Genomic DNA, 21965 nt, shown 5'->3' with positions numbered 1-21965 from the left:
ACCAATATAATTAAATTATTTGATGGCATCATCGGATCCAACCCCGGTTACCTGGGTATAACTCCCCTCAATCCCCAAAATAAAAATACACCGCACACAAAAAGCATCGCATCATAGCTGCCCAGTTCATGAGCTGCATATGTTCCTTGAGCTTGGGGTCATTTTCCAGAGCATAAATTTCCTCAGGACTTATATCAAGTCCCACGTTCTTCAACTTATCCATAAACTCCTGATAATAGGAATCGCCTACAATAGACGTTATCGTATGTCCAAATTCCTGTTGTATCTCCCCATGACTGACTGTATCCAGGATCAATGAAATGATTTCTAGTTTGGAGTCTTCCGGGTCTATCTCTGGCCAGATGGCAGAAGGATTTTGGTAAAGCTCCTCTCCCACTAAGCTCCAGCTTAAATCGAGCAACGTAAACAATAGGAACCCAATTTTAACCATGGAACGGCATTCTTTATCACAGGGGATCGGAAGTGGGACCTTTCCTTTTAGGATTTCCTCCAGAGAATAGTCCTCCAACAATTCAGGCATACTAAAAAAATTCCTTAAGGCACAATGGTCTTCCCTTTTGCCCAACCAATGTACAATGCCTTCTATATGCACATCAGCGGTAAATTCGGTAAAAAGAATCCGAAAAGTTGCCTGGGCTTGTTCTGTGCTGCTTACCAAATTTTTGAATTGCGGTTGATTTTTCTTTCTTGCTGCCATATCTTGAAGTACAATGAGTTAGACGGCAATAATCAGTTAAGCTGGCTTAGTTTGCTATTCCAGGATTGGATATTTTATTCCGGTAGAATGGGTATTTTAGACGTCATCTTCCGTTTTGAAATAGGCTGATTTAGGAAATATGGCTTAACTTTAATCATTATAAAATCTGAACAAATGGAAGCAAAGATACACGAAGGACGAAATGTGAAACGTTTTAGGGAAATGCTGGGCATCAAACAGGAAGCGCTGGCCTATGAATTGGGCGATGACTGGAACCAGAAGAAAATCTCCCTACTCGAGCAAAAGGAAAGCATCGAGACAGCACTGCTCCAAGAAATAGCTGATGCATTGAAGATTCCTGTGGAAGCCATCAGGAACTTTGATGAGGAACAGGCGATTACTTTTATCTCAAATACTTTTAATGATCAATCCAACGGATACAATTTTCATCCAACCTTCCATTTTAACCCAATTGAAAAATGGCTTGAAGCCATGGATGAGAACAAAAAGCTGTACGAGCGTATGCTGAAGGAAAAGGATGATATGATCCTGACCTTGCAGGCGATGCTGGAGAATATGAAGAAATAATAGAATGTCGACAGAAGAAAAATTGATAGATTTAGCGGCAAAGAATCCCCCTTCCAACTGGAAGGAGAAAGTTGTTTTTAGAAAAGAAAACAAGGAATGGCTCAAGAGTTCTAGAAAGATAGCTTTATGCATTCTGGATGCATTGGATGATAAAGGCTGGAATCAAAACGATCTGGCCAATACACTGAGTTTAACTCCTCAGCAAGTAGGCCAAATGGTAAAAGGTGAATTTGATTTTAATTTATCAACCATATCCCAATTGGAAAGAGCCTTAGATATTGATTTACATGCTGTTCGGGATTTGTAATCTCATGTGTCCTTCGCGCCTTTGCGGTTTAAAAAAAATCACTCCGCTGTAAAAAACCTCAAAGGTTATTCGCATCGAAAACCCTACGATATAGGTTCATGATCAACATAGGTGGTTATAAAAGAAATTTCCCGGTTTTTTCACATCAGAAACCTAGTTCTGTTCTGCCCGATAAAAAACATCTTGCAAAGCTGTTCGAATATTCAAATTATACAAGTTCTGGTGGTTTCTGGACGGATACACCCGGTTGGATAGAAATATAAACGTGAGCTTTTTTTCGGGATCGGCCCACACAAAAGTTCCCGTAAAACCGGAGTGACCAAAACTTTCGGGACTTGCCAAAGGCGAAGGATAAGCTTCTGCCAAGGGAAGCTCGGCATTATTCAAAAGAGGTTTGTCAAAACCCAGACCGCGGCGGTTTTCATTTTCGCGAAACTGCACCTCGGTAAACGCTTTCACGGTTTCGGCAGAAATAAGCTGCTGACCATCCACACTGCCATAATTCTGATAAAAGAGCATCAATTTGGCCAAATCATCGGCTGTACCGAACAACCCGGCATTCCCCGAAACCCCTCCTTTAAGCGCTGCGTTTTCGTCGTGTACCCATCCTTTTACCAAGGTTTTTCTTAAGAGGGAATCCACTTCGGTGGGGACGATGGCATTTACATAATTTTTTCCCTCGGGTAGATATCCCAAGGTATTAGCCCCTAACCGTTGATAGAAATTCTCTTCCAAATAGCTTTGATAGTCGGTTCCCGTGAGTTGCTCGATCAAACTGGGAAAAATCAAAAAAGTGAGTCCCGAATACAGGTATTTCTTTTCGTCCGAGACTTCGGACCGGTTAATGATTCGGTTCATTTTCCGTTCAAACCGATTGTTGATATAAAGCCCATCGTATACTTGCCCTTGAAATCGTTTATTGGAGGTATTATGCACAAATCTTGGTTTGATCTTGCCATTTTTCCGAACCACCTTTTCCAAAAACACAATGTAGGGGACTAAACCAGCCTGATGTGCCAAAATCTCCCGGAGTGTAAGCTCTTTTTTGTCTTTTCGGTTTCTCCAAGGTTCCCAATAGGTACTGAAAGGCTTGTCCAGATCAAGTTTCCCCTCGTCCACCAACTTCATTAAGGCGGGCAAAGGCCCGGCAATTTTGGTCACCGAAGCTAAATCGTATAAGTCGTTCAATGCGACGGGTTGAGTGTTGCCGTAGGTATGATAACCGTAGGCTTTGTGAAAAATAACCGTATCGTTCTTCGCTACCAAAAGTTGTGCTCCCGGAAAAGCCAAACTGTCGATGCCCATTTCCATAATTGAATCCACTTTTTGGCTGATGAAATCTTCATCAAATCCTAATGTAGCCGGCTTGGCATGGATCAGTTCCCGTTGGGCAAATCCAAGTTGCATCACAGAAGTAAGTAAGAAAAACGAAAACGCTAATATTTTCATCTGAGCTAAGTTGTATGCATAAATATGCAAAAATCTTTCGCAAAATAACCGGCAATAGTATTAGCGGTATGCTTTTTTGATTTTTCACCTTTAGCGGCAAGAAATTGGTAATTAGTGTATTGAAAATGGGGCTGATTATGAAAACGAGATGGTATTCGTTTTTCATTTATAGAACTTTTTTAGAGAGCTTGAATCGATACACTATACAAGCGAGTTTTCAAAAATCCACAAAATCTGCTTATCACTTTACCACATTCATGTTGCTCTTTATTTCGAAGATCTTACTGCCGGTATACTCTTTGCATCTTTATTCCCAATGCAGTTTAAACACAAAGTTTTTGCGGGAGCAGTGATCCTCACTGTTTTGGGAGCGGTTTCGTACGCCATCAAAAATGCTTCTTCCCCACCGGCTGAATCCCCCAACTTTTCCGAAGGTATAAACCCAAAAGTCAGAAATGCTTTCTTGGATGTTTGGACACGGTATGATTCATTGCATCGCTATGGATTTGAAGTGATTCAAATGGATTTAAGTACATCTACCATGCAGGCCCAGCCTGTGATCGATCTCAGAGAGATTTTCAGCAATAAGCGTCGGTACAAATTAAACGTTGCCAAAAAGGTCTTAGACTCGGGAGATCTGAATATTTCGGATTTGCCTGAAGATGTTCTTAGGGGATGGTTTGCCCATGAACTGGGGCATATTGTGGATTATGAGAATCATTCAAATATGGGGATGGTTCTCTATGGAGTACGGTATTCCCTCTCTGATAAATACAAGCGCGAACGGGAACATGAAGCGGATAGTATCGCTATCAGACATGGCTTCAGAGAAGAAATTATAGCAACCAAAAAGTACTTGATGGAAAACGACTTTATTTCTCCGGTGTACCAAAATCAGCTTAAGAAATTCTATATGTCAGTGCGCGGAGCAGAGCTTTGTCCCGATGAGCGAGTGCCTATTTTGCCTAAGGTTGATTTATAATTTTCAATAACTTTTCCATTTTCTCAGCCACCATGACTTTAGGCGTTTTAGTCTGCCCTCCCTTTTTATTGGTTTGGGATAAATAGTTGGTATACTGATCCTTGGAAATAACTTTAACGGAAATACCTTTAAGTGCTTTGGACCGGGCTACCGCGTAATTTTTGTTGGCTGATTTGAGCAATTCGTCGAGTTTGTCCGCTAATCCTTCGGACTTTATATCGGAGACAAGCACCCACTGATGGATATAGTCACCATGCTCATTTTTAATTGCCCCCACCATATATTCGTTAATGGTGGTGCCATATAATTCTGCCAATTCCAAAATAGCTTTATCCATCTTTTCCTCAGAAAGCTGAGAGCCTACTACATTGAGGAAGAATTTGGTACGGCCCGTAATCTTAATTTGGGGTGGTTCCATACTTTCAAACCGAACCACATCTCCGATCGTATAGCGCCAGGCACCTGCACAGGAGCTGAGCAATAGAACATATTCCTCCCCTACTTCCACTTCATCTATTCCCAATACTAGCGGATCACTTAGCAACTCTCCCGAATCAGTGATTCCGCGCTTATCGAAAGGAATAAACTCGAAAAAATAGCCATGGCTTAACGCCAGTTTCATCGCCATCGTGTCCGGTGTGCCCGTATAGGCAATAAAACCTTCTGAGGCCAAGTAAGTGTCTAAAATGGTAACGGGAGTTTTACAAATCGCTTCAAAATCTTCCCGGTAAGTTTCGAAGGCAACCCCTCCTGAGGCATATACCTGAAAGTTTGGCCAGATCTCATGAATAGTAGTCAATTCATGGCGTGCTATAATCCGTTGAAGCATCAAAAGCACCCAAGAAGGGATCCCGGCAATGGCACCAATATTCCAGTTTGGAGCTTGCGCTGCAATGGCTTCAACTCGCTCGTCCCAGTCACTGATCGATGCTATTTCTTTCCCCGGTCTGTAGAAAATATCAAACCAACCGGGGAAATTACTCACATTGATTCCTGAGATTTCCCCCTCTTTAAAGCCTTGTTCGTTGTCTTCCAAACTGGCAGAACTGCTCAGCATTAAAACCTCCGATTCAAATAGAGTTTCGGGAAAGTCAAACTCGTGAAGAGAGTTGATCATAGACGATCCGACCGATCTCATGGAAGCCAAAAACTCTTTGGTAATGGGAATTCGCTTACTGCTTTTACCGGTGGTACCACTGCTTCTAGCGAAAAAATCAGGTTTGCCCGGCCAGGTAATATCTTCCAAACGCTCCTGTCTGCACCACCACTGTTCGTGCATGTTGTCGTAATTGAAAATGGGAACCTCTTGTCTGTAAGCTGAAATAAGGTCTTCAGCTTTCAAAATTTCTCCGAAACCATAATATTTCCCGAAAGCGGTGTTCTTGGCTTGGGTTAAAAGTTCTCTAAGCTGATTTTCTTGAGCGTTTTGAGGGCTTTCGTCCTCCGTTTGAAATTTTGAAGTTAGGTCTATACCGGCTTTTACAAGCTTTCCAATGATGGCCATATGTGGAGTTTTTTGGACGAGTGAATCAAAGGCTGTGCCTTTAAAGGGAATTCAAATGTATGAAGTCAATTCGTGCTTTATTGACAAATCACGATTTTGGATTTACGGCATTTGCAAGTTTGGGCCCCTTACTTTAATCCTCAAAGGTTAAACTTGCTTCTTAAGTATAAAAATTCCTTTCTTATTCAATACACAAACAAGTGCAAATTAGCCTAATTGATCTCCAGCAAGGAAATATGCATCGTAAATCGTAATTCGCATATCGTAAATAAAAGAAGTCAGAATTTTCCATCTACCCATCAACCCGATTCACGTATCCCTAATTGCTTTTCAAGCCATTTGACTTAATTTTGACTTTCAATTTTGATCTATGACTGAAGAATCCGCAACTCTAAATTTTATTGAACAAATCATCGCTGACGATTTGGCCGCAGGCTTTTCTCCGGACAAACTTCGCTTTCGTTTTCCTCCGGAGCCGAACGGTTACCTACATATAGGCCATGCCGCATCCATCTGTCTGAATTTTGGCTTGGGTGAGCAGCATGATGCTCCTGTCAATCTTCGTTTCGACGACACCAATCCAAGCAAAGAAGAACAGGAATATGTAGACGCCATCAAAAACGACATCCAATGGCTTGGTTTCAAATGGGCTCAGGAATGTTATTCTTCGGATTATTTCCAGCAAATGTATGATTGGGCGCTTCAACTGATCAAAGAAGGAAAGGCTTATGTAGATCAACAATCGGCCGCAGCTATGGCCGAGCAAAAAGGCACGCCCACCACTCCGGGAGTGGCTAGTCCCTATCGTGATCGATCTGTGGAAGAAAATCTGGATTTATTCGGGCGGATGAAAGCCGGCGAATTTGAGCAGGGAAGCTATGTGCTTCGCGCCAAAATCGATATGGCTTCGCCGAATATGCTGATGCGTGATCCTCTTTTGTACAGAATTGTGAGAAAGGCACATCACAGAACAGGTACAGAATGGTGCATCTACCCGATGTATGACTGGGCACACGGAGAGTCAGATTACATAGAGCAGGTTTCACATTCGCTTTGTACACTGGAGTTCAAAATGCACCGTGAATTATACGATTGGTTTTTGGACCAAATTTATGATCCTGCTAAACTGAGGCCTAAGCAACGGGAATTTGCCCGAAGAAACCTCAGCTATACGGTGATGAGTAAGCGAAAACTGCTTGAATTGGTACAGACTAAAACTGTCTCTGGCTGGGATGATCCGCGTATGCCGACCATCTCCGGTCTGCGAAGAAGAGGCTATACACCGGAATCCATCCGTAAATTCTCTGATCTCTCCGGGATCTCCAAGCGCGACAGCGTGACGGATGTTTCATTACTGGAATACTGCATCCGTGAGGATTTGAATAAAACCGCCACCCGTGTGATGGCAGTGTTGGACCCGGTGAAATTGGTGATTACCAATTATCCGGAGGGAAAAACTGAACTTCTTTCCGCAGAAAACAATCCTGAAGATCCAAATTCGGGAACGCATGAATTACCGTTTTCCGGCGAACTCTACATCGAGCGGGAAGATTTCAAAGAGGAAGCAGGAAGCAAGTTTTTCCGCTTAACCCTGGGAAATGAAGTCCGGTTGAAAAGCGCTTACATCATCAAAGGTGAATCTGTGGTGAAAGATGATGCCGGAAATATTATTGAAATCCATTGTACGGCTGACTTGGATTCAAGATCCGGAACGGGAACAGAAGCCAGCACCCGAAAAGTAAAAGGAACACTTCACTGGGTTTCTATCCAACATGCCATCAAAGCGGAAGTCCGGGAGTATGACCGACTTTTCTTGGACGAAGCTCCGGACAGCCACGAAGACAAGAGTTTTATGGAATTTGTCAATCCTAATTCATTGAATGTCATCAAAGAGGCATACCTGGAGCCGTATCTGAAAGAAGCCAAACTGGGTGATAAATTTCAGTTTCAACGCCTAGGTTACTTCACAGTGGATAAAGATTCTACAGCCGACAAACTTGTATTCAACAAAACAGTGGGTTTACGTGATTCCTGGGCTAAGCAGCAGCCTGCTCCTGTTGCGCAGAACAATCAGCCAACTAAGCAAGCAAATCAAGGAGGAGGACAACCTCAGGGCCAACGATCTGCTTTGAATGAGATTCAGAAGATTGCCAAGAAATACACCAATCTTTCGGGAGACAAACTTGCAGCAGCCAGAGCGGATATAGCGCGCTTGGCTGAAGAGGTGACTTACGAGGAATTGGAACCTCTATTTCAAACCGCTGCCAAAAAAGTGGGTACCCGAATCGGGGCAATGATTGTACTGGGTGTGTTGTTGAACAAAGGTCAAGAGAGAAATTCTGAGATTGATTCCTTTATCGCATCGGGATTGGCAGATGGTAATGTGGAGCTGGCCAAGGAAGCCGGGAGTATTTCCAAGTGAGCAATCGCGGTTGTTAACTCTCGTTATTCAGTTTTTCAGCAAATAGGAAACGCCCGATGGATTTATTCAACGGGCGTTTCCTATTTATTCCTAATAAGCAAAAACTCTACACCTGGATTCATGTGCTAAAAGTAAATCTACGATGCTTTTATTAACGGCATAGGAGAACACGGGCATAAAATTTCAAATCGCTACCCTACTCTCTGAGTATAAATCATACACTGCAATCAGTGCTTCGGAACCTTTCGCATCCGGATATAGCTCATAGTTTTCTATCTCATCCCGGCTTTCCACATAGACAGGATTATACTTTTCATCATAGACATTCCAGACAATCAGCATAAAATGGTAACTGATCATACTGGCTCTACCCTCTTCCAGCCAGGATTCAAAAAGTTCTTCTTTTATGGATTTCGGATAATCAGGTCCTTCGAACATGCGGATTGTAAGTATTTAAATGCTTTGCGGAAAGTCAATGTCAACTTTCACGGCAACAAAAATGGGGGTTTACAGACTTGAATCCCAATTTTTGGACTTCTATAATTTAACTCTCCTATAGTCAACCGGTGTAAAACAAACTTTGACACAGATCGATTTGGATATTCACAGATTGATATTTGCGAAAAAAATCTTTCTTCATCCCGGATTTTGCATTAGAGGATCCGTAGTGCCTGTCCCGGTCCCTTTTCGGGAAGGACTAACCACAAGAAAATCGGCATGTTTGGAGACAGAGTCCGCCGCGGCGTATATGGTAAACTTCAAAACAGCAATGAATGGCTGCAATAACCAGCGCGCCGTGCCGTAGCATAATACGGCTCTAACCCTCCATTCATACAGGGAGAGTAAGAGTTCATAAAATCTTCTCTTGTATAATTTTTGTGTTAATTCTTATCCTAATTATTATATTTTTGCGGAGCTAAGCATTTAAAAGCTCCTGATTGGAACATAACGAAAACCTGAAAAAATGAAGACAGCAGAATTGATTACGGAAAAAGGTACAATGAAAGTCGAGTTTTATGAAAAGGATGCGCCGATTGCGGTTCAGAATTTCATTGACCTTGCCAATAAGGGTTTTTACGATGGATTGACTTTCCATAGAGTTATCCCAAATTTTGTGATACAGGGCGGTTGCCCCAAAGGAAATGGTACCGGCGGACCGGGGTACCACATCAAATGTGAACTAGACGGCGAGAATCAATACCATGACCGCGGTGTACTTTCTATGGCACATGCCGGTAGAAATACAGGAGGATCTCAGTTCTTTATATGCCACAGCAGAGACAATACTGCCCATTTGGACAGAAATCACACCTGTTTCGGCAAAGTAGTGGAAGGACTAGATGTTATCGACTCTATCAAAGCGGGGGATAAAATCGAGAAGATTGTAGTTTCTGAGTTATAGTCTTGACTTTGTATCCCTTACGAATGCCCTCATAGGAAACTTACTTTTGAGGGCATTTTTTTTAAGTCTATTTGCCACAGAGGGTACAAAGAATTGCGCAGAGGGATTCCCGTTTACTGAAATACAACAACACGAACGCCGTCTTGACAATCGCTTTTGTTCGTGTCACGCACGGAGAAACAGGATCAAATACCTTTTGACTACATGAAATTGAAAGATTGGAATAGTTATTGAACACCAGTCATTTCTGTTGACAATAACCTATGAAAGCACGCCTTACGCTCATTGCAATCATTTTTTTCACTTCATTTACCATCACACACGCTCAGCGCTATGGAACCGCTGTGGGACTTAGATTTGGCAACAATAATCTGTACAGAACTATTGGACTTACAGCTCAGCAAAGAATAACGAAAGGACTGACCTTAGAAGGAATTTTACAATCGGATTTCAAGCTCAATACAACATTTTCTCTCTTGATGGAAAAGCACCGCCCCATCATCTCCAAACGCTTTAATTATTACTATGGAATTGGTCCCTCATTTGGCGTAGAGGAGAGTTTTGTAAAAGATCCGGAAAGTAAACAAATCCTGCATACTTATGGAAATTCTACTGCTGGGGTGGATTTGATTGGAGGCTTGGAGCTTACCTTATTGAATACTGTCATTTCTCTCGATTATAAGCCCAATATCAATCTGGCAGGGCGGGAAGAATTTTATAGAGGGCAAGTGGGGATCTCCGCACGTATGGTTTTGGTAAAAAGCAAAGAGCAAAAGAAAAGACAGAGAAAGCGGCAAAAAGCCAAAAAGAGAGCCCAAAAGCCAACATTCAATGAGCAGATCAACTCAATCTTTCAGAAGAAGAACTAGGCCCTTTTGAACTCAAGTAAGCCTTCTCATGCACATCTGCTCTCTTCACCACCGATCTATACCACTTCATTCTCAAGAGTTGTTTTTCCTGCTCTGTCAAGTAAAAATCAGGATGCTCGTACCTTTCCACTTTTTTTACCTGCTCATATAGCATAATGGATGCTGCCACGGAAATATTAAAACTCTCCGTAAAGCCCAACATGGGAATATGCACCAATCCATCCACGCTTTCCTGAACTTCTGCACTGATACCCTCATGCTCATTTCCGAATACCAGTGCCAGTTTTTCATCGGGTTCTAAATCATAGATTGAGATAGAACCCGGTAACGGACTGGTACCATATATTTTATACCCTCTATCTCTCAAGCTAGAAAAACAATCCTGAACCGCAGAACCCTCCTTGCTGTAATACTTATGCAAATCCACCCACTGGGAAGCACCCCGGGTCACATAAGGATTGATTTTGTATGCATTCACCTTTTCGATGACATGCACATCCTGAATCCCAAAACAATCGCATGTGCGTAAAACAGCACTGGCATTATGGGGTTTGAAAATATCCTCTAAGACTACGGTAAGGAAGCGGGTTCTTTGAGCCAACACCTTCTCCATTACTGCTTTCTTATGTACAGTGATGTATTGGCTCAAATAATCCAACCAGCCTTGATCTATAGTTTCTAAGTGATTTCCCTCTTCCATCTTGAAAAAACATGGGGCGTCAACCCGCATTCCGTATTAGCAATTCTACTTTGGCTTTTAATTACTTCAAAATCAGCCACAACTATTATTATTGTTTTCTACTTTACCATATCCGTCGCGGCGGACTCAGACTCCAAACAACCTGATTTCTTGCAATAACGAAAACTAATGAGCAATGCCGGCTTTAAAATAGTCCCAGTTGATCTTCATCGTCTTTATTGACAGGTGGGTCTATTGTAGAGCCAATTTCCAAGTCATCGTCCAAATCAGTTTCATCTCCCTCTGCGCCAGCTTCATCAGATGCCTCAGCTTTTTTGGAAGGAATCAAACTGAGATCCTTTATTTGGTAGGTGCTCAACTTATTTCCCAATGCCTTCCAGCCTTTGATATCAATCAGCATATCCAAGTCATACTCCATCACTTCTTCCTCTTTGCCCTTGATCAGAGTCACGCGTGCCTGTGGCTGCTTCTCAGTGGAAATAAGCTTCAGATAAGACTGCTTATGATCTGAAATAAAATTGAAATTCTTGTTTAAGGTAGTTGTCTCTATCTGAAACCTCTTTATATAATACGTTTTACTACCACCATCAAAGTAAATGGCTGACAGCACTTTATCGGGATCAAATTTCTCTATCAGTACGACATTGGGAGCATCGTATCTATTGGTAGTTTCGAAACTGGTCAATTCATAATCGCCACTTTTGTAGCACACCAACACTCTGTCGTCTCCCAGAAAATTACCAATCAATTTCCCGCGCTCATCAGTATTCAGTCTGCCGACGATCGAGTCATAATAAATATTTAATCCCCCCAGCGTAGATACACCTTCCATTTTCAACTGGATTTTCCGTATCGGATGTCTAGTCAGGATATTTCCTCCCGCACCCCTGCCCTTGATATCTATTGAAGCAAAATCAAAGTCAAAAACTTTCACACGGGCTTTTGCACCTTGGGTCAAATAGACTGTGATGATCTCGGCTTCACCGTTTGCATTGGCTGTGAGATAGAGTGTCTTACTGCCTTTACTCCCTTTGGTAAGCACGTATTCCTTGTCCCGAGTGACGGCCAGTACCTGAAAACGCTTGACCATCGCCCGTCCGGTAGCTCCATCCAAATAGATATAGTTGTACACCATCCGTTCGTCTCCTTTGCGGAACACAGCTACGTGCAAAATATCCTTACCCATGAAGTTCTTTTCCTGAATCTTGGACACCATGCATACGCCGTCCTTACGAATCACTATGATATCATCCAAATCAGAGCAATCACAGACAAATTCATCTTTCTTGAGCGCATATCCCACAAAGCCATCTGCACGGTTCACATAAAGCTTCGCATTGCTTGCCGCAACTACATTTGCCTGAATGGCATCAAAAGTCCTGATTTCAGTCTTACGCTCACGTCCTTTGCCATATTTGGTAAGCAGATTTTCATAGTATGCAATTGCATAGTCTGTAAGATGCCTTAAATGATGATTCACTTCCTTCAGCTCATCTTGAAGACGTTTCATCAGCTCGTCCGCCTTGAACGTATCAAATTTGGAAATACGCTTGATCTTAATTTCTGTCAAACGGACCAAATCCTCTGTAGTGATCTCTCTATAAAAATCAGGTTTATATGGATCCAAACCTTCATCTATTGCCTTCAAGACATCATCCCAAGTAGTACACTCTTCAATATCCCGATAGATCCTATTTTCGATAAATATTTTTTCCAGAGATGAAAAAAGCAATTTCTCCATCAATTCCGCTTTGCGAATTTCTAATTCGCGCTTGAGAAGTGCTTTGGTTTGCTTGGTATTATACTCCAGGATATCATTTACGGTAAGGAATATCGGAGTATCCTTGATAATCACACAGGCATTTGGCGAAATCGACACCTCACAATCTGTAAATGCATACAACGCATCTATCGTCACATCGGGAGAAACACCCGGCGCAAGCTGTATGGCTATTTCTACATCCTTGGCAGTGTTGTCGACGACTTTCTTGATTTTAATCTTTCCTTTATCGTTGGCTTTGAGGATAGAATCAATCAATGTGTCAGTTGTGGTTCCATAGGGTATATCCTTAATTAATAAGGTTTTACTATCTTCCTCTTCAATTCTGGCTCTAACCTTAACTTTCCCCCCTCTAAGACCTTCATTGTATTCGGAAAAATCTGCAAATCCGCCGGTGATAAAATCCGGAAGCACATTGGATTTATTTCCATTGAGAATCTCAATTGACGCAAGAATCAACTCACAGAAGTTATGCGGAAGGATCTTGGTGGAAAGTCCCACTGCAATTCCTTCTACTCCTTGTGCAAGTAAAAGCGGAAATTTGACAGGCAACGTTACCGGCTCGCGTTTTCTACCGTCATATGAAAGTTGCCACTCGGTGGTCTGGGAATTAAACAATACCTCAAGTGCAAACTTGGAGAGTCTGGCTTCAATATATCTGGCCGCTGCCGCCCGATCTCCGGTACGCACGTCTCCCCAGTTACCTTGAGTTTCAATCAACAGGTCCTTTTGACCGAGATTTACGATAGCGTCGCCTATGGAAGCATCACCGTGGGGGTGAAATTGCATGGATTGGCCAATGATGTTGGCGACTTTATTGAATCGCCCATCGTCCATTTCTTTCATCGCATGCAGGATACGACGCTGTACGGGTTTCAAGCCATCCTCGATTGCCGGAACAGCCCGTTCCAGAATCACATAAGAAGCATAATCCAGAAACCATTCCTGGTACATTCCTGTCACAGGGACAGATGTGTGCAGAGATTCGTCGCCGTCCTTTGGCAAATTGTTTTCGTCACTCATGTTATAGTCCGGTAGTTATAAAGTTGGAAGGTCACCAATACCAATCCAACAGAAATCAAATTTCCTATCAGGAAGTAATCATTTGAAATTTTATTTTCATACGATTATAATTGTTTTTCAATGGCCATTACCTGTCCCGAAAATCGGGATAGCCCGTCCCGATTGTTCTTCGGGAGAATCTCGCATAACGGATAATCTTTCCTCTGTCTGACGTTCTTCGTCATGCCCGATTTCATGTGTTTATAATTTTATTTATAAGGCCACATGATACATTAGTATCCACGATCTCATACTGCATTAGATTTACATCATTATTTTATTGTAAAAAAATGCAATGCTACGCCGCTTCGATTTCCTCTTCCCCTGCTTCTTTTGCCTTTGGATCCTCAAGTGCCAAGTCCTTTTCTATCTTTAGATTCTTTATAATAAAGTTCTGACGGTTAGGGGTGTTCTTTCCCATATAGAAAGTCAGCAAGTCTCCTATTTTAGTTTCTTTATTCAATATTATCGGCTCCAAACGAATATCCTCTCCGATAAATCCTCCGAATTCCTCCGGAGATATCTCCCCCAAACCTTTAAATCGGGTAATCTCAGGCTTGTTACCCAGCTTATGAATTGCCCGCTGCCGTTCCTCGTCTGTATAGCAATAGATTGTCTCTTTTTTGTTCCTAACCCGGAAAAGCGGGGTGTCCAAAATAAATAAATGCCCATTCTTCACCAAGTCCGGAAAAAACTGCAAGAAGTATGTCATGATCAGCAAGCGGATGTGCATCCCATCGACATCTGCATCCGTTGCGATTACAATCTTCCTGTACCTAAGGTTTTCTATTCCATCCTCAATATTCAGTGCATGTTGGAGAAGGTTGAATTCCTCATTTTCATACACCACTTTCTTGGTCATCCCAAAGCAATTCAAAGGTTTTCCTCTAAGGGAAAACACCGCCTGCGTCTGTACATCACGGGATTTGGTGATAGATCCCGAGGCAGAGTCACCCTCAGTCAGGAAGAGCATAGTATTTGCTTTCACATCCTCATTGGCCTTGGGATCATCATAGTGCACACGGCAGTCTCTGAGTTTCTTATTGTGAAGATTGGCTTTTTTTGCCCGTTCGTTTGCCAGTTTCTTAATACCGGAAATCTCTTTGCGCTCACGCTCAGATTGAAGGATTCTTTTTAAAAGGGCATCGGCAACAGCGGGATTTTTATGCAAATAATTATCCAGCTCAGTCTTAAGGAAGTCATTGATAAACGTACGTACGGTCGGACCATCAGGACCTACAGATTGTGACCCTAGTTTAGTCTTGGTTTGGGATTCGAACACAGGCTCCTGCACCCGGATGGAAATGGCTGCTACCACACTCTGACGAATGTCGGAAGCATCGTAGTCCTTCTTGAAAAATTCCCGGACAGTCTTAACCACTGCTTCCCGAAAAGCGGCCAAATGCGTGCCGCCCTGGGTTGTGTATTGCCCGTTGACAAAAGAATAATACTCTTCCCCATACTGATTGGAGTGAGTGAGAGCCATTTCTATATCATTCCCTTTCAGGTGAATGATAGGGTACCGCTGAGTCTCCTCATCTATCTTGTTAGAGAGCAAATCGTAAAGTCCCCTATCAGAGAAATACTTCTTTCCGTTATAATTGATCGTAAGACCTGCATTCAGATAGGCATAGTTCCAAATCTGATTTTCCAGGTATTCAGGTATAAAATGGTAATTTTTGAAAATACCGCCATCAGGAGAGAAAACGACTTTTGTGCCATTTCTGTCTGATGTTTTGTTGATCGGGGGATCGTTTACCAAGATGCCTTTTTCGAATTCGGCTACTTTGGTTTCCCCCTCACGATAAGCCTGTACTTTGAAAAAGTCAGACAACGCATTCACTGCCTTGGTACCTACCCCATTTAGTCCTACAGACTTCTGGAAAGCCCCTGAATCGTATTTACCGCCCGTGTTGATCTTGGATACACAATCGATGACTTTGCCTAGCGGAATACCACGGCCATAGTCACGTACTTCCACCTTGTGTTCGGAGATCTTGACATCTATGGTTCTCCCATACCCCATCATGTGCTCATCAATAGAATTATCCAGAACCTCTTTTACAAGGACATAAATCCCATCATCCTGGGCACTGCCATCTCCCAATTTACCGATATACATACCGGGTCTTAGCCTGATATGCTCCCTCCAATCGAGGGACTTGATACTGTCTTCTGTGTATTTAACTGCTTCAGCCATATGCTATTTGATACTTATTCTGCTCAAGATCTATTTTTCACTTGGTTGAATTTCCCCACAAGAATAGCGAACAATCCTATCACCCAAACGACAAAAAGCCCGGGAATGAGATAAAAGAAGAAATTGTACTGGCTAGCAGCGATTTCCTCTTGATTATTGATCGCATGAGTATAAAATACCAACATGCCCAAACTCATGTTAAGGATACCCCCGAAAGAATAAAACCAACCCAAATAATAATCCCGAAACTTATCACCAATCGGGAAAATGCGGGTCAGGCCTTGATGATTTTTGGTTTCAAGCAATTTGGGAGGAAGTAGAACAACCATGTTCATTATAATAAAAATGGCGATCATTCCATAAAAAAACATCTCCTTACTTACCTTTTCGGGTGACAGCCCATTTTCATCAAAATTGTAACTGACCTTCTCCGGCAAAGCTGAATAGAAATACAGGAGAAAGAAAATGAACAGGACAACACTTAGGAAATAAAAGGCTTTTCCGAATCGGTAATACATAATTGAGGGGAATTGAATGCGCTAATATAAAGGATTTGAACAAACTGAATCCGACTTATCGCCGATCCTTTTATCTTTATCTTTGACAAGTAGCTTCGCAAAAACACCCAAAATAATGAACCTCAGACCAGTAGTGATCGCTATTACGATATATTTGATTTTGATGGCAGCAGAAATGATTGTCCTCGGATTTACCTACATGCTCTTTCTCCTGAACGTTTACAGCTTTAACTGCCTACCCAAAGTCCTAGTGAGTATACCGATCATGTGGACTCCTGTGAATTTTTCAGGAGTCTTTGAAAACAAAAAGCGGTGTTTACCCTAACAAGTAGCAAGAATTGTGGCTTTTGTCACTGTTGCCTTTTTCTTAGTCCAATCTCTCCTACCTTTGCCGATCCTAGTCGGAATCTTAGGCACCTATTGTTTGGGTTCTTTCTATTGGCTATGGAAAAATCAGCAACTCAAATCCCAATTCCATTTCTGTGCAATCATGAATAAATCCTTACTCTTTTTCTCTGCTCTATTTCTTTCCATCGTCTTTTCATGCAGTTCCAAAAGGGATACGGGAAGTATGAATATGGAAAACTGGAAGTCTGACCGATATGGATGTAAAGGATTAAGGATACAAGATCTGGAAGAACTTGAGCGGTTAAAGCACTCTTATTTGGGAGTTGATAACCAAGCTTTGATCAAGACATTTGGACGTCCCGACCGTGTGGAGTTGGTGGATAAAAGCCAAACCTTCTTTTTCTACTTTCTAGAACCCAGTGGCAACTGTGATGGAGTAGAAATAGAAAAAGAACCCCTAAGAGTTCTTTTTCGACTGAATGCCATAAGCAAAGTATCCGAAGTGACTATTACAAACCAGAACCCATAAAACACAGTGCAGCTGCACCGAGTGTACCTGCGTTGTTTTCAAGAGTGGCCTTTTTCAACAACAGATCTTTACTGTAGTACTGAGATAAATATTGTTTGATCGTACGGTCAAGCGTGGGCATCATAAATTCCAAACCCGCAGAAATTCCGCCACCAAAATAAACATCGGTAACATCTAAAATACGAATAGCCGAGACAATCGCCTCACCCAAAATCCTTCCTACTTCTTCGAATACCATCAATGACACCGGGTTTCCGGCCTTGGCCGTGTCAACCAGAAGATGAGTCCCCAATTCTGCACCAACCAAAACTCCCGCCTTTTCAGGATATGCATCTATAAAACGTGACATAATATTCAAAATCCCCTGTCTTCCGATAAGCGTCTCAAGCCTAGCTGCCCCTTGGGAAAGCATATGTCCCATTTCCATTGCATTGCCTCGGGATCCTTTGAACACTTCTCCATCCAATACCAAGGCACTACCTATTCCGGTTCCCATGGTGATAAAGAGGAAATTCTGTGAAGGATCGTCCTTTCCAAAATAAAACTCCCCGATTGCCGCAGCTGCAGCATCATTTTCCAAAACAAAATCATATCCGGGGTACTTCTCTTCCAATCCCTTTTTAAGATTGAAACCGTTAAGTGTGGGGATTGCCGGGATTTCAAGAGCTGTTGTCCTATCCTTTGAAATCATGCCGGGCAAACCGATTCCTACATTTTTCACTTCGGGGTATTTGGTCAAGAATTTCCCCATACCTGCGATAAAAGCAGGCCCAAATCCCTCAGGATGATCACGATAAGAGGTGGTATCTTCCTTTACAAAGTCTAAAATATTACCTTCCTTATCTACAAGGCCGATTTTCAAGTGAGTTCCCCCCACGTCCACTCCTAGGAAACGTGATTCCTGATTTTGCATAATATTATTAATAGGTTTATGATTTCAAAAAAGCAAAAGAATAGCATTACTTCCTATAATCCTTGCCAATCTGCTGGAAAATTTTGAAAACAGCAGGACAAACTAGCGTATTTTTAAGCGAAAGCTCCAAAATCCCATGCATTTTTTTACGGTCGGTATGCGGATACTCCCTACAGGCCTTAGGCCTGTCCTCATATACAAGACATTTATTATCCATCCCCAAGAAAGTGCATGGAGCCGAATTTAAGACATAATCGCCTTCCTCGTCCCGATGCAGGTACTCATCGATAAAAGCACTGCTCTTCATTCGAAATACTTTAGCCAGACGGTCAATATCCGTATTCAGAAAAATCGGACTTGTAGTTTTACAGCAATTTGCGCAAGCCAAGCAGTCTATCTCACCAAACGTCTCTATATGCAACATCTCAAATCTTTGGTCCAGGATTTTCGGCTTTACTTTTCTGAGTCTAGCCTTTAATTTCTGGTTGGAAGAATATTCTGACTTGCTCTCTTTACCGAAATTTTCAAGATCAATATCCATTCTATATGGAGGTTCAATAATTCAAAATAGCTATTTAATGAAAATAATTCTTTTATAAAATATAGATTTTCAGTATCTTATAAAGCATCAAAATACCCTTAGCCATGAAAACTCATCCTTCAGAACTGTATTTCTATCATTCGCCTACTCAGGTAGTGGATAAGCAAACACTTGCTTATGCCAAATCAATGTCCCAATTCGTCAATACAATAGACCTGAGTAAAGAAAGGCTTACACCCACCCAATGGAATAGTCTTTTGCTCAAATTGAATCTCCGGGCAAAGGATCTTCTCAACCGGGCACATCCGGATTATCAGCGGTTTATTGCAGGCAAAAACTGGGATGACGAAAGTTGGCTTAATATCTTGATCAAATCTCCCAATCTGATCAAAGCCCCGATAGCCAGTCTTCGCGGAAGCGCAGTGCTATGCCTTACGCCCACTGATATCCTAAAACTCAATTCGATGCATTTAGTCTGATTCCATCAGGCTCAATTTGAATCATTCTCGCTTTGTACAGCTGGCCGATACATTGTTTGAAATGCTTTTTGCTCATGCTCAAATGCTCCTGAATTTCCTCAGGAGATGATTTGTCATGCAAAGGCAAAAAACCTTTGGATTCCAAAATCGCAAGTATTTTCTCTGACCCCTCATCGTACTTCACACGCCCGAAAGGAAGCAACTGCAAGTCCAACTTACCGTCTTCACGGTTCTTTTTCACGTAGACTTTGCGTTTTTCGCCCAATTCCAAGGATTGGAAAACTTCATTTTTGAAAAGCAAACCTTCATATTCATTGTCTATCAATACTTTGAAACCCAAATCAGTTTCCTCGAAAATGACTCCCTCAAGTTCCTTTCCCTCCTCCCAATCCAGCGGTGCCAACCGCATAAAGTCACGATACTTATTGACTCCGATTAATCGGTTGGTTTTGTAATCAACACAGATTTTCACCAAATACTTTTGGCCAACCTCCATGTTTTTGCCCATTTCAGATTTGGGAACAAACAGATTTTTTGGAAGCCCCCAGTCTACAAATGCTCCGAAAGAAGTGACTTCCTTAGCTTCCAAGACAGCAAATTCGTCCAAGAGTGCCAAGGGCTTCTGAGTCACGGCAACCGGCCGATCCTCACTATCCGTGTAAACAAAAACTTCAATTTCGTCTCCTTCTTTTTCCTCACCTGTGAGGTATCCTTTGGGAAGCAAAAGTTCTTCTCCTGAACTGAGAGCCAAATAGGCACCGAAATCCGTAAATCTATTAATGGGTAATTTTGAAATTAGACCAAGTTCCTTCATGCCTTAAAGGTACGCAATAATCGCAGTTTGAAACTGAACTTTTATGACAAACAAAGTCAGGAATCAAAAGTTAAAAAATTGGATTTAGTGACAGGCAGGATTAGCTTTGAACTCTTCAACAGCCTAATTCCGTTGAAATAAACCCAAATTCTAACTTTAACCTTCAATTACCTTTTTATGAAAAACATCTCAGTCATAGGTTCCGGCACAATGGGAAACGGCATCGCCCATGTATTTGCGCAGCATGGCTATGAAGTCAGTCTGATAGATATCAAACAGGTTTTTTTGGACAAAGCCATGACTACTATCAACAAGAACTTAGACAGACAAGTTGGCAAGGGACTGATTACAGAAGACGATAAAAAGGCAACATTAGACAGGATTCTTACATTTACCGACTTGGAAGCAGGTGTAAAATCAGCTGACCTTGTGGTGGAAGCAGCCACGGAGAACATGGAGGTCAAACTGGATCTTTTTCAGCAAATCGATAAATTCAGTCCTGAAACGGCTATTCTGGCCAGTAACACTTCTTCTATATCGATTACTAAAATAGCTGCCGTCACTTCCAGGCCTAAGCAGGTGATTGGAATGCACTTTATGAATCCGGTACCTGTGATGAAACTGGTGGAAGTAATCCGGGGCTATGCTACTTCTGACGAAGTGACCGCCAGAGTAATGGTTTTATCTTCCAATCTCTCAAAAGATCCTGTGGAAGTAAATGATTATCCTGGATTTGTGGCAAATAGACTATTGATGCCGATGATCAATGAGGCGATTTACTCCCTCTTTGAAGGAGTAGCTGGAGTGAATGAGATTGATACTGTGATGAAACTTGGAATGGCACATCCCATGGGGCCTTTGCAGCTGGCAGACTTTATCGGCTTGGATGTTTGCCTCTCTATCCTCAGAGTACTTCATGAGGGCTTTGGCAACCCAAAATACGCTCCATGTCCTTTGCTGGTGAATATGGTTCAGGCCGGTTATAAAGGAGTAAAGACCGGTGAAGGCTTTTATAAATACACTGCCGGAAGCAAAGACATGGCAGTTGCTCCCCGCTTTGACAACTAACTAAACTATGCACATCGCTGTATCCGGAAATATTGGTAGCGGGAAGACTACCCTTACCGAAAAACTAGCTAAACACTATGGCTGGAAAGCTGAATTTGAAGCTGTAGATGAAAACCCTTATCTCCCTGACTTTTATGAAGATATGAAGAGATGGGCTTTTCATCTACAGGTGTATTTTCTAAATTCCCGATTCAACCAAATCAAGACCCTTCAGGAAAGTAAAATTCCTACAATTCAGGATAGGACTATTTACGAAGATGCCTATATCTTCGCTGCCAATCTCTATAAAAGCAAATTGTTGACCGAGCGGGATTATCAAAATTATCAAAGCTTATTCACAAGCATGATTGCCCATGTGAAAGCTCCCGACCTGTTGATTTATCTGAAAGCTGATATCCCGAAACTTGTGGGTCAGATAGAAAAACGCGGGAGAAGCTATGAGACGACCATGCGGATAGATTATCTGAAAAACCTCAACACACATTATGAAGAGTGGATCACCGGATACGCTGAGGGAAAATTATTGATTATAGATGTCAATAATCTGGACTTTGTGGAGAATCCGGGCGATTTCTCTTTTGTGGTGGAAAAAGTGGAAAGAGAGATATTTGGACTATTTTCCTAAGCTATAAAGCACTGAAATCAATCATATAGTCACATAGAAAAACTAAGAGCTGATCTGACTTGTAGAGAGATTGATTTCCCGATCTCTATGGGCCCACTCTCGTATTGAGAACGAGTCTATATTTCTCAAAAAACTATGAGTCCTATG

21 protein-coding genes are annotated in these 21965 nt (G+C 42.0%); 10 read left to right on the top strand and 11 right to left on the bottom strand.

What is annotated here, in order from left to right:
• Positions 1-67 precede the first annotated feature (67 nt).
• Positions 68-718, bottom strand: coding sequence for a hypothetical protein (locus ID165_RS07650; RefSeq protein ID WP_192349771.1), 651 nt, complete (start codon positions 716-718; stop codon positions 68-70).
• A gap of 174 nt (positions 719-892) precedes the next feature.
• Between ID165_RS07650 and ID165_RS07645 the strand changes: the two genes are divergently transcribed.
• Both ID165_RS07645 and ID165_RS07640 read left to right on the top strand, forming a co-directional pair.
• A complete protein-coding gene (locus tag ID165_RS07645; RefSeq protein WP_192349770.1) occupies positions 893-1306 on the top strand; it encodes a helix-turn-helix transcriptional regulator in 414 nt (137 codons plus the stop codon).
• A 4-nt stretch (positions 1307-1310) separates the two neighbouring features.
• On the top strand, positions 1311-1613 hold the full coding sequence (locus tag ID165_RS07640) for a helix-turn-helix transcriptional regulator (protein WP_192349769.1): 303 nt from the start codon (positions 1311-1313) through the stop codon (positions 1611-1613).
• 153 nt (positions 1614-1766) lie between these two features.
• On the opposite strand, the gene ID165_RS07635 is transcribed toward ID165_RS07640, so the two are convergent.
• Entirely contained in the window at positions 1767-3062 is a 1296-nt protein-coding gene (locus ID165_RS07635; protein WP_192349768.1) for a serine hydrolase, read from the bottom strand.
• A 316-nt stretch (positions 3063-3378) separates the two neighbouring features.
• Between ID165_RS07635 and ID165_RS07630 the strand changes: the two genes are divergently transcribed.
• Positions 3379-4044, top strand: coding sequence for a hypothetical protein (locus ID165_RS07630; protein WP_192349767.1), 666 nt, complete (start codon positions 3379-3381; stop codon positions 4042-4044).
• On the opposite strand, the gene ID165_RS07625 is transcribed toward ID165_RS07630, so the two are convergent.
• Positions 4028-5548, bottom strand: coding sequence for a GH3 auxin-responsive promoter family protein (locus ID165_RS07625; RefSeq protein WP_192349766.1), 1521 nt, complete (start codon positions 5546-5548; stop codon positions 4028-4030). The genes ID165_RS07630 and ID165_RS07625 overlap by 17 nt on opposite strands.
• A gap of 370 nt (positions 5549-5918) precedes the next feature.
• Here ID165_RS07625 and ID165_RS07620 point away from each other — a divergent pair, with 370 nt between their 5' ends.
• Positions 5919-7970 carry a glutamine--tRNA ligase/YqeY domain fusion protein gene (locus ID165_RS07620; RefSeq protein ID WP_192349765.1) on the top strand — a complete coding sequence of 684 codons (2052 nt, stop codon included), beginning with the start codon at positions 5919-5921 and terminating at the stop codon, positions 7968-7970.
• Between the two features lie 183 nt (positions 7971-8153).
• Here ID165_RS07620 and ID165_RS07615 read toward each other — a convergent pair whose 3' ends face one another.
• Entirely contained in the window at positions 8154-8408 is a 255-nt protein-coding gene (locus ID165_RS07615; RefSeq protein ID WP_192349764.1) for a hypothetical protein, read from the bottom strand.
• 526 nt (positions 8409-8934) lie between these two features.
• Here ID165_RS07615 and ID165_RS07610 point away from each other — a divergent pair.
• Positions 8935-9372: a peptidylprolyl isomerase gene (locus tag ID165_RS07610; RefSeq protein ID WP_192349763.1), complete on the top strand. Its 438-nt coding sequence runs from the start codon at positions 8935-8937 to the stop codon at positions 9370-9372.
• Between the two features lie 263 nt (positions 9373-9635).
• Positions 9636-10241: a hypothetical protein gene (locus tag ID165_RS07605; protein WP_192349762.1), complete on the top strand. Its 606-nt coding sequence runs from the start codon at positions 9636-9638 to the stop codon at positions 10239-10241.
• Here the strand turns inward: ID165_RS07605 and ID165_RS07600 are convergent.
• The 4 genes from ID165_RS07600 to ID165_RS07585 all read right to left on the bottom strand — a co-directional run bounded on the left by ID165_RS07600 (position 10213) and on the right by ID165_RS07585 (position 16501).
• Positions 10213-10941 (bottom strand): RNA methyltransferase, encoded by a 729-nt coding sequence (locus tag ID165_RS07600; RefSeq protein WP_192349761.1) that lies wholly within the window; start codon positions 10939-10941, stop codon positions 10213-10215. The genes ID165_RS07605 and ID165_RS07600 overlap by 29 nt on opposite strands.
• A gap of 184 nt (positions 10942-11125) precedes the next feature.
• A complete protein-coding gene (locus tag ID165_RS07595; RefSeq protein WP_192349760.1) occupies positions 11126-13744 on the bottom strand; it encodes a DNA gyrase/topoisomerase IV subunit A in 2619 nt (872 codons plus the stop codon).
• A gap of 337 nt (positions 13745-14081) precedes the next feature.
• On the bottom strand, positions 14082-15983 hold the full coding sequence (locus ID165_RS07590; RefSeq protein ID WP_192349759.1) for a DNA topoisomerase IV subunit B: 1902 nt from the start codon (positions 15981-15983) through the stop codon (positions 14082-14084).
• A 23-nt stretch (positions 15984-16006) separates the two neighbouring features.
• On the bottom strand, positions 16007-16501 hold the full coding sequence (locus tag ID165_RS07585; protein WP_192349758.1) for a DNA topoisomerase IV: 495 nt from the start codon (positions 16499-16501) through the stop codon (positions 16007-16009).
• A gap of 490 nt (positions 16502-16991) precedes the next feature.
• On the opposite strand from ID165_RS07585, the gene ID165_RS07580 reads away from it, so the two are divergent.
• Positions 16992-17378, top strand: coding sequence for a hypothetical protein (locus tag ID165_RS07580; protein WP_192349757.1), 387 nt, complete (start codon positions 16992-16994; stop codon positions 17376-17378).
• Here ID165_RS07580 and ID165_RS07575 read toward each other — a convergent pair.
• Entirely contained in the window at positions 17359-18291 is a 933-nt protein-coding gene (locus ID165_RS07575) for an ROK family protein (RefSeq protein WP_192349756.1), read from the bottom strand. The two genes, ID165_RS07580 and ID165_RS07575, sit on opposite strands and share 20 nt — an antisense overlap.
• Before the next feature lie 46 nt (positions 18292-18337).
• Positions 18338-18832: a YkgJ family cysteine cluster protein gene (locus tag ID165_RS07570; RefSeq protein WP_192349755.1), complete on the bottom strand. Its 495-nt coding sequence runs from the start codon at positions 18830-18832 to the stop codon at positions 18338-18340.
• 104 nt (positions 18833-18936) lie between these two features.
• Between ID165_RS07570 and ID165_RS07565 the strand changes: the two genes are divergently transcribed.
• A complete protein-coding gene (locus tag ID165_RS07565) occupies positions 18937-19311 on the top strand; it encodes an arsenate reductase family protein (RefSeq protein WP_192349754.1) in 375 nt (124 codons plus the stop codon).
• Here the strand turns inward: ID165_RS07565 and ID165_RS07560 are convergent.
• Positions 19289-20125, bottom strand: a complete 837-nt coding sequence (locus ID165_RS07560) for a S1 RNA-binding domain-containing protein (protein ID WP_192349753.1) — start codon at positions 20123-20125, stop codon at positions 19289-19291. The genes ID165_RS07565 and ID165_RS07560 overlap by 23 nt on opposite strands.
• A gap of 177 nt (positions 20126-20302) precedes the next feature.
• Between ID165_RS07560 and ID165_RS07555 the strand changes: the two genes are divergently transcribed.
• The gene (locus ID165_RS07555; RefSeq protein ID WP_192349752.1) at positions 20303-21193 is read left to right on the top strand and encodes a 3-hydroxybutyryl-CoA dehydrogenase; all 891 of its coding nucleotides are present in this window, start codon (positions 20303-20305) and stop codon (positions 21191-21193) included.
• Positions 21194-21200: 7 nt separating this feature from the next.
• Positions 21201-21818, top strand: a complete 618-nt coding sequence (locus tag ID165_RS07550; RefSeq protein WP_192349751.1) for a deoxynucleoside kinase — start codon at positions 21201-21203, stop codon at positions 21816-21818.
• Positions 21819-21965 lie beyond the last annotated feature (147 nt).

Origin of the sequence: Algoriphagus sp. Y33 (assembly GCF_014838715.1) — a bacterium.
Classification (GTDB): Bacteria; Bacteroidota; Bacteroidia; order Cytophagales; family Cyclobacteriaceae; genus Algoriphagus.
This window is presented reverse-complemented; position numbering and strand designations above follow the sequence as displayed.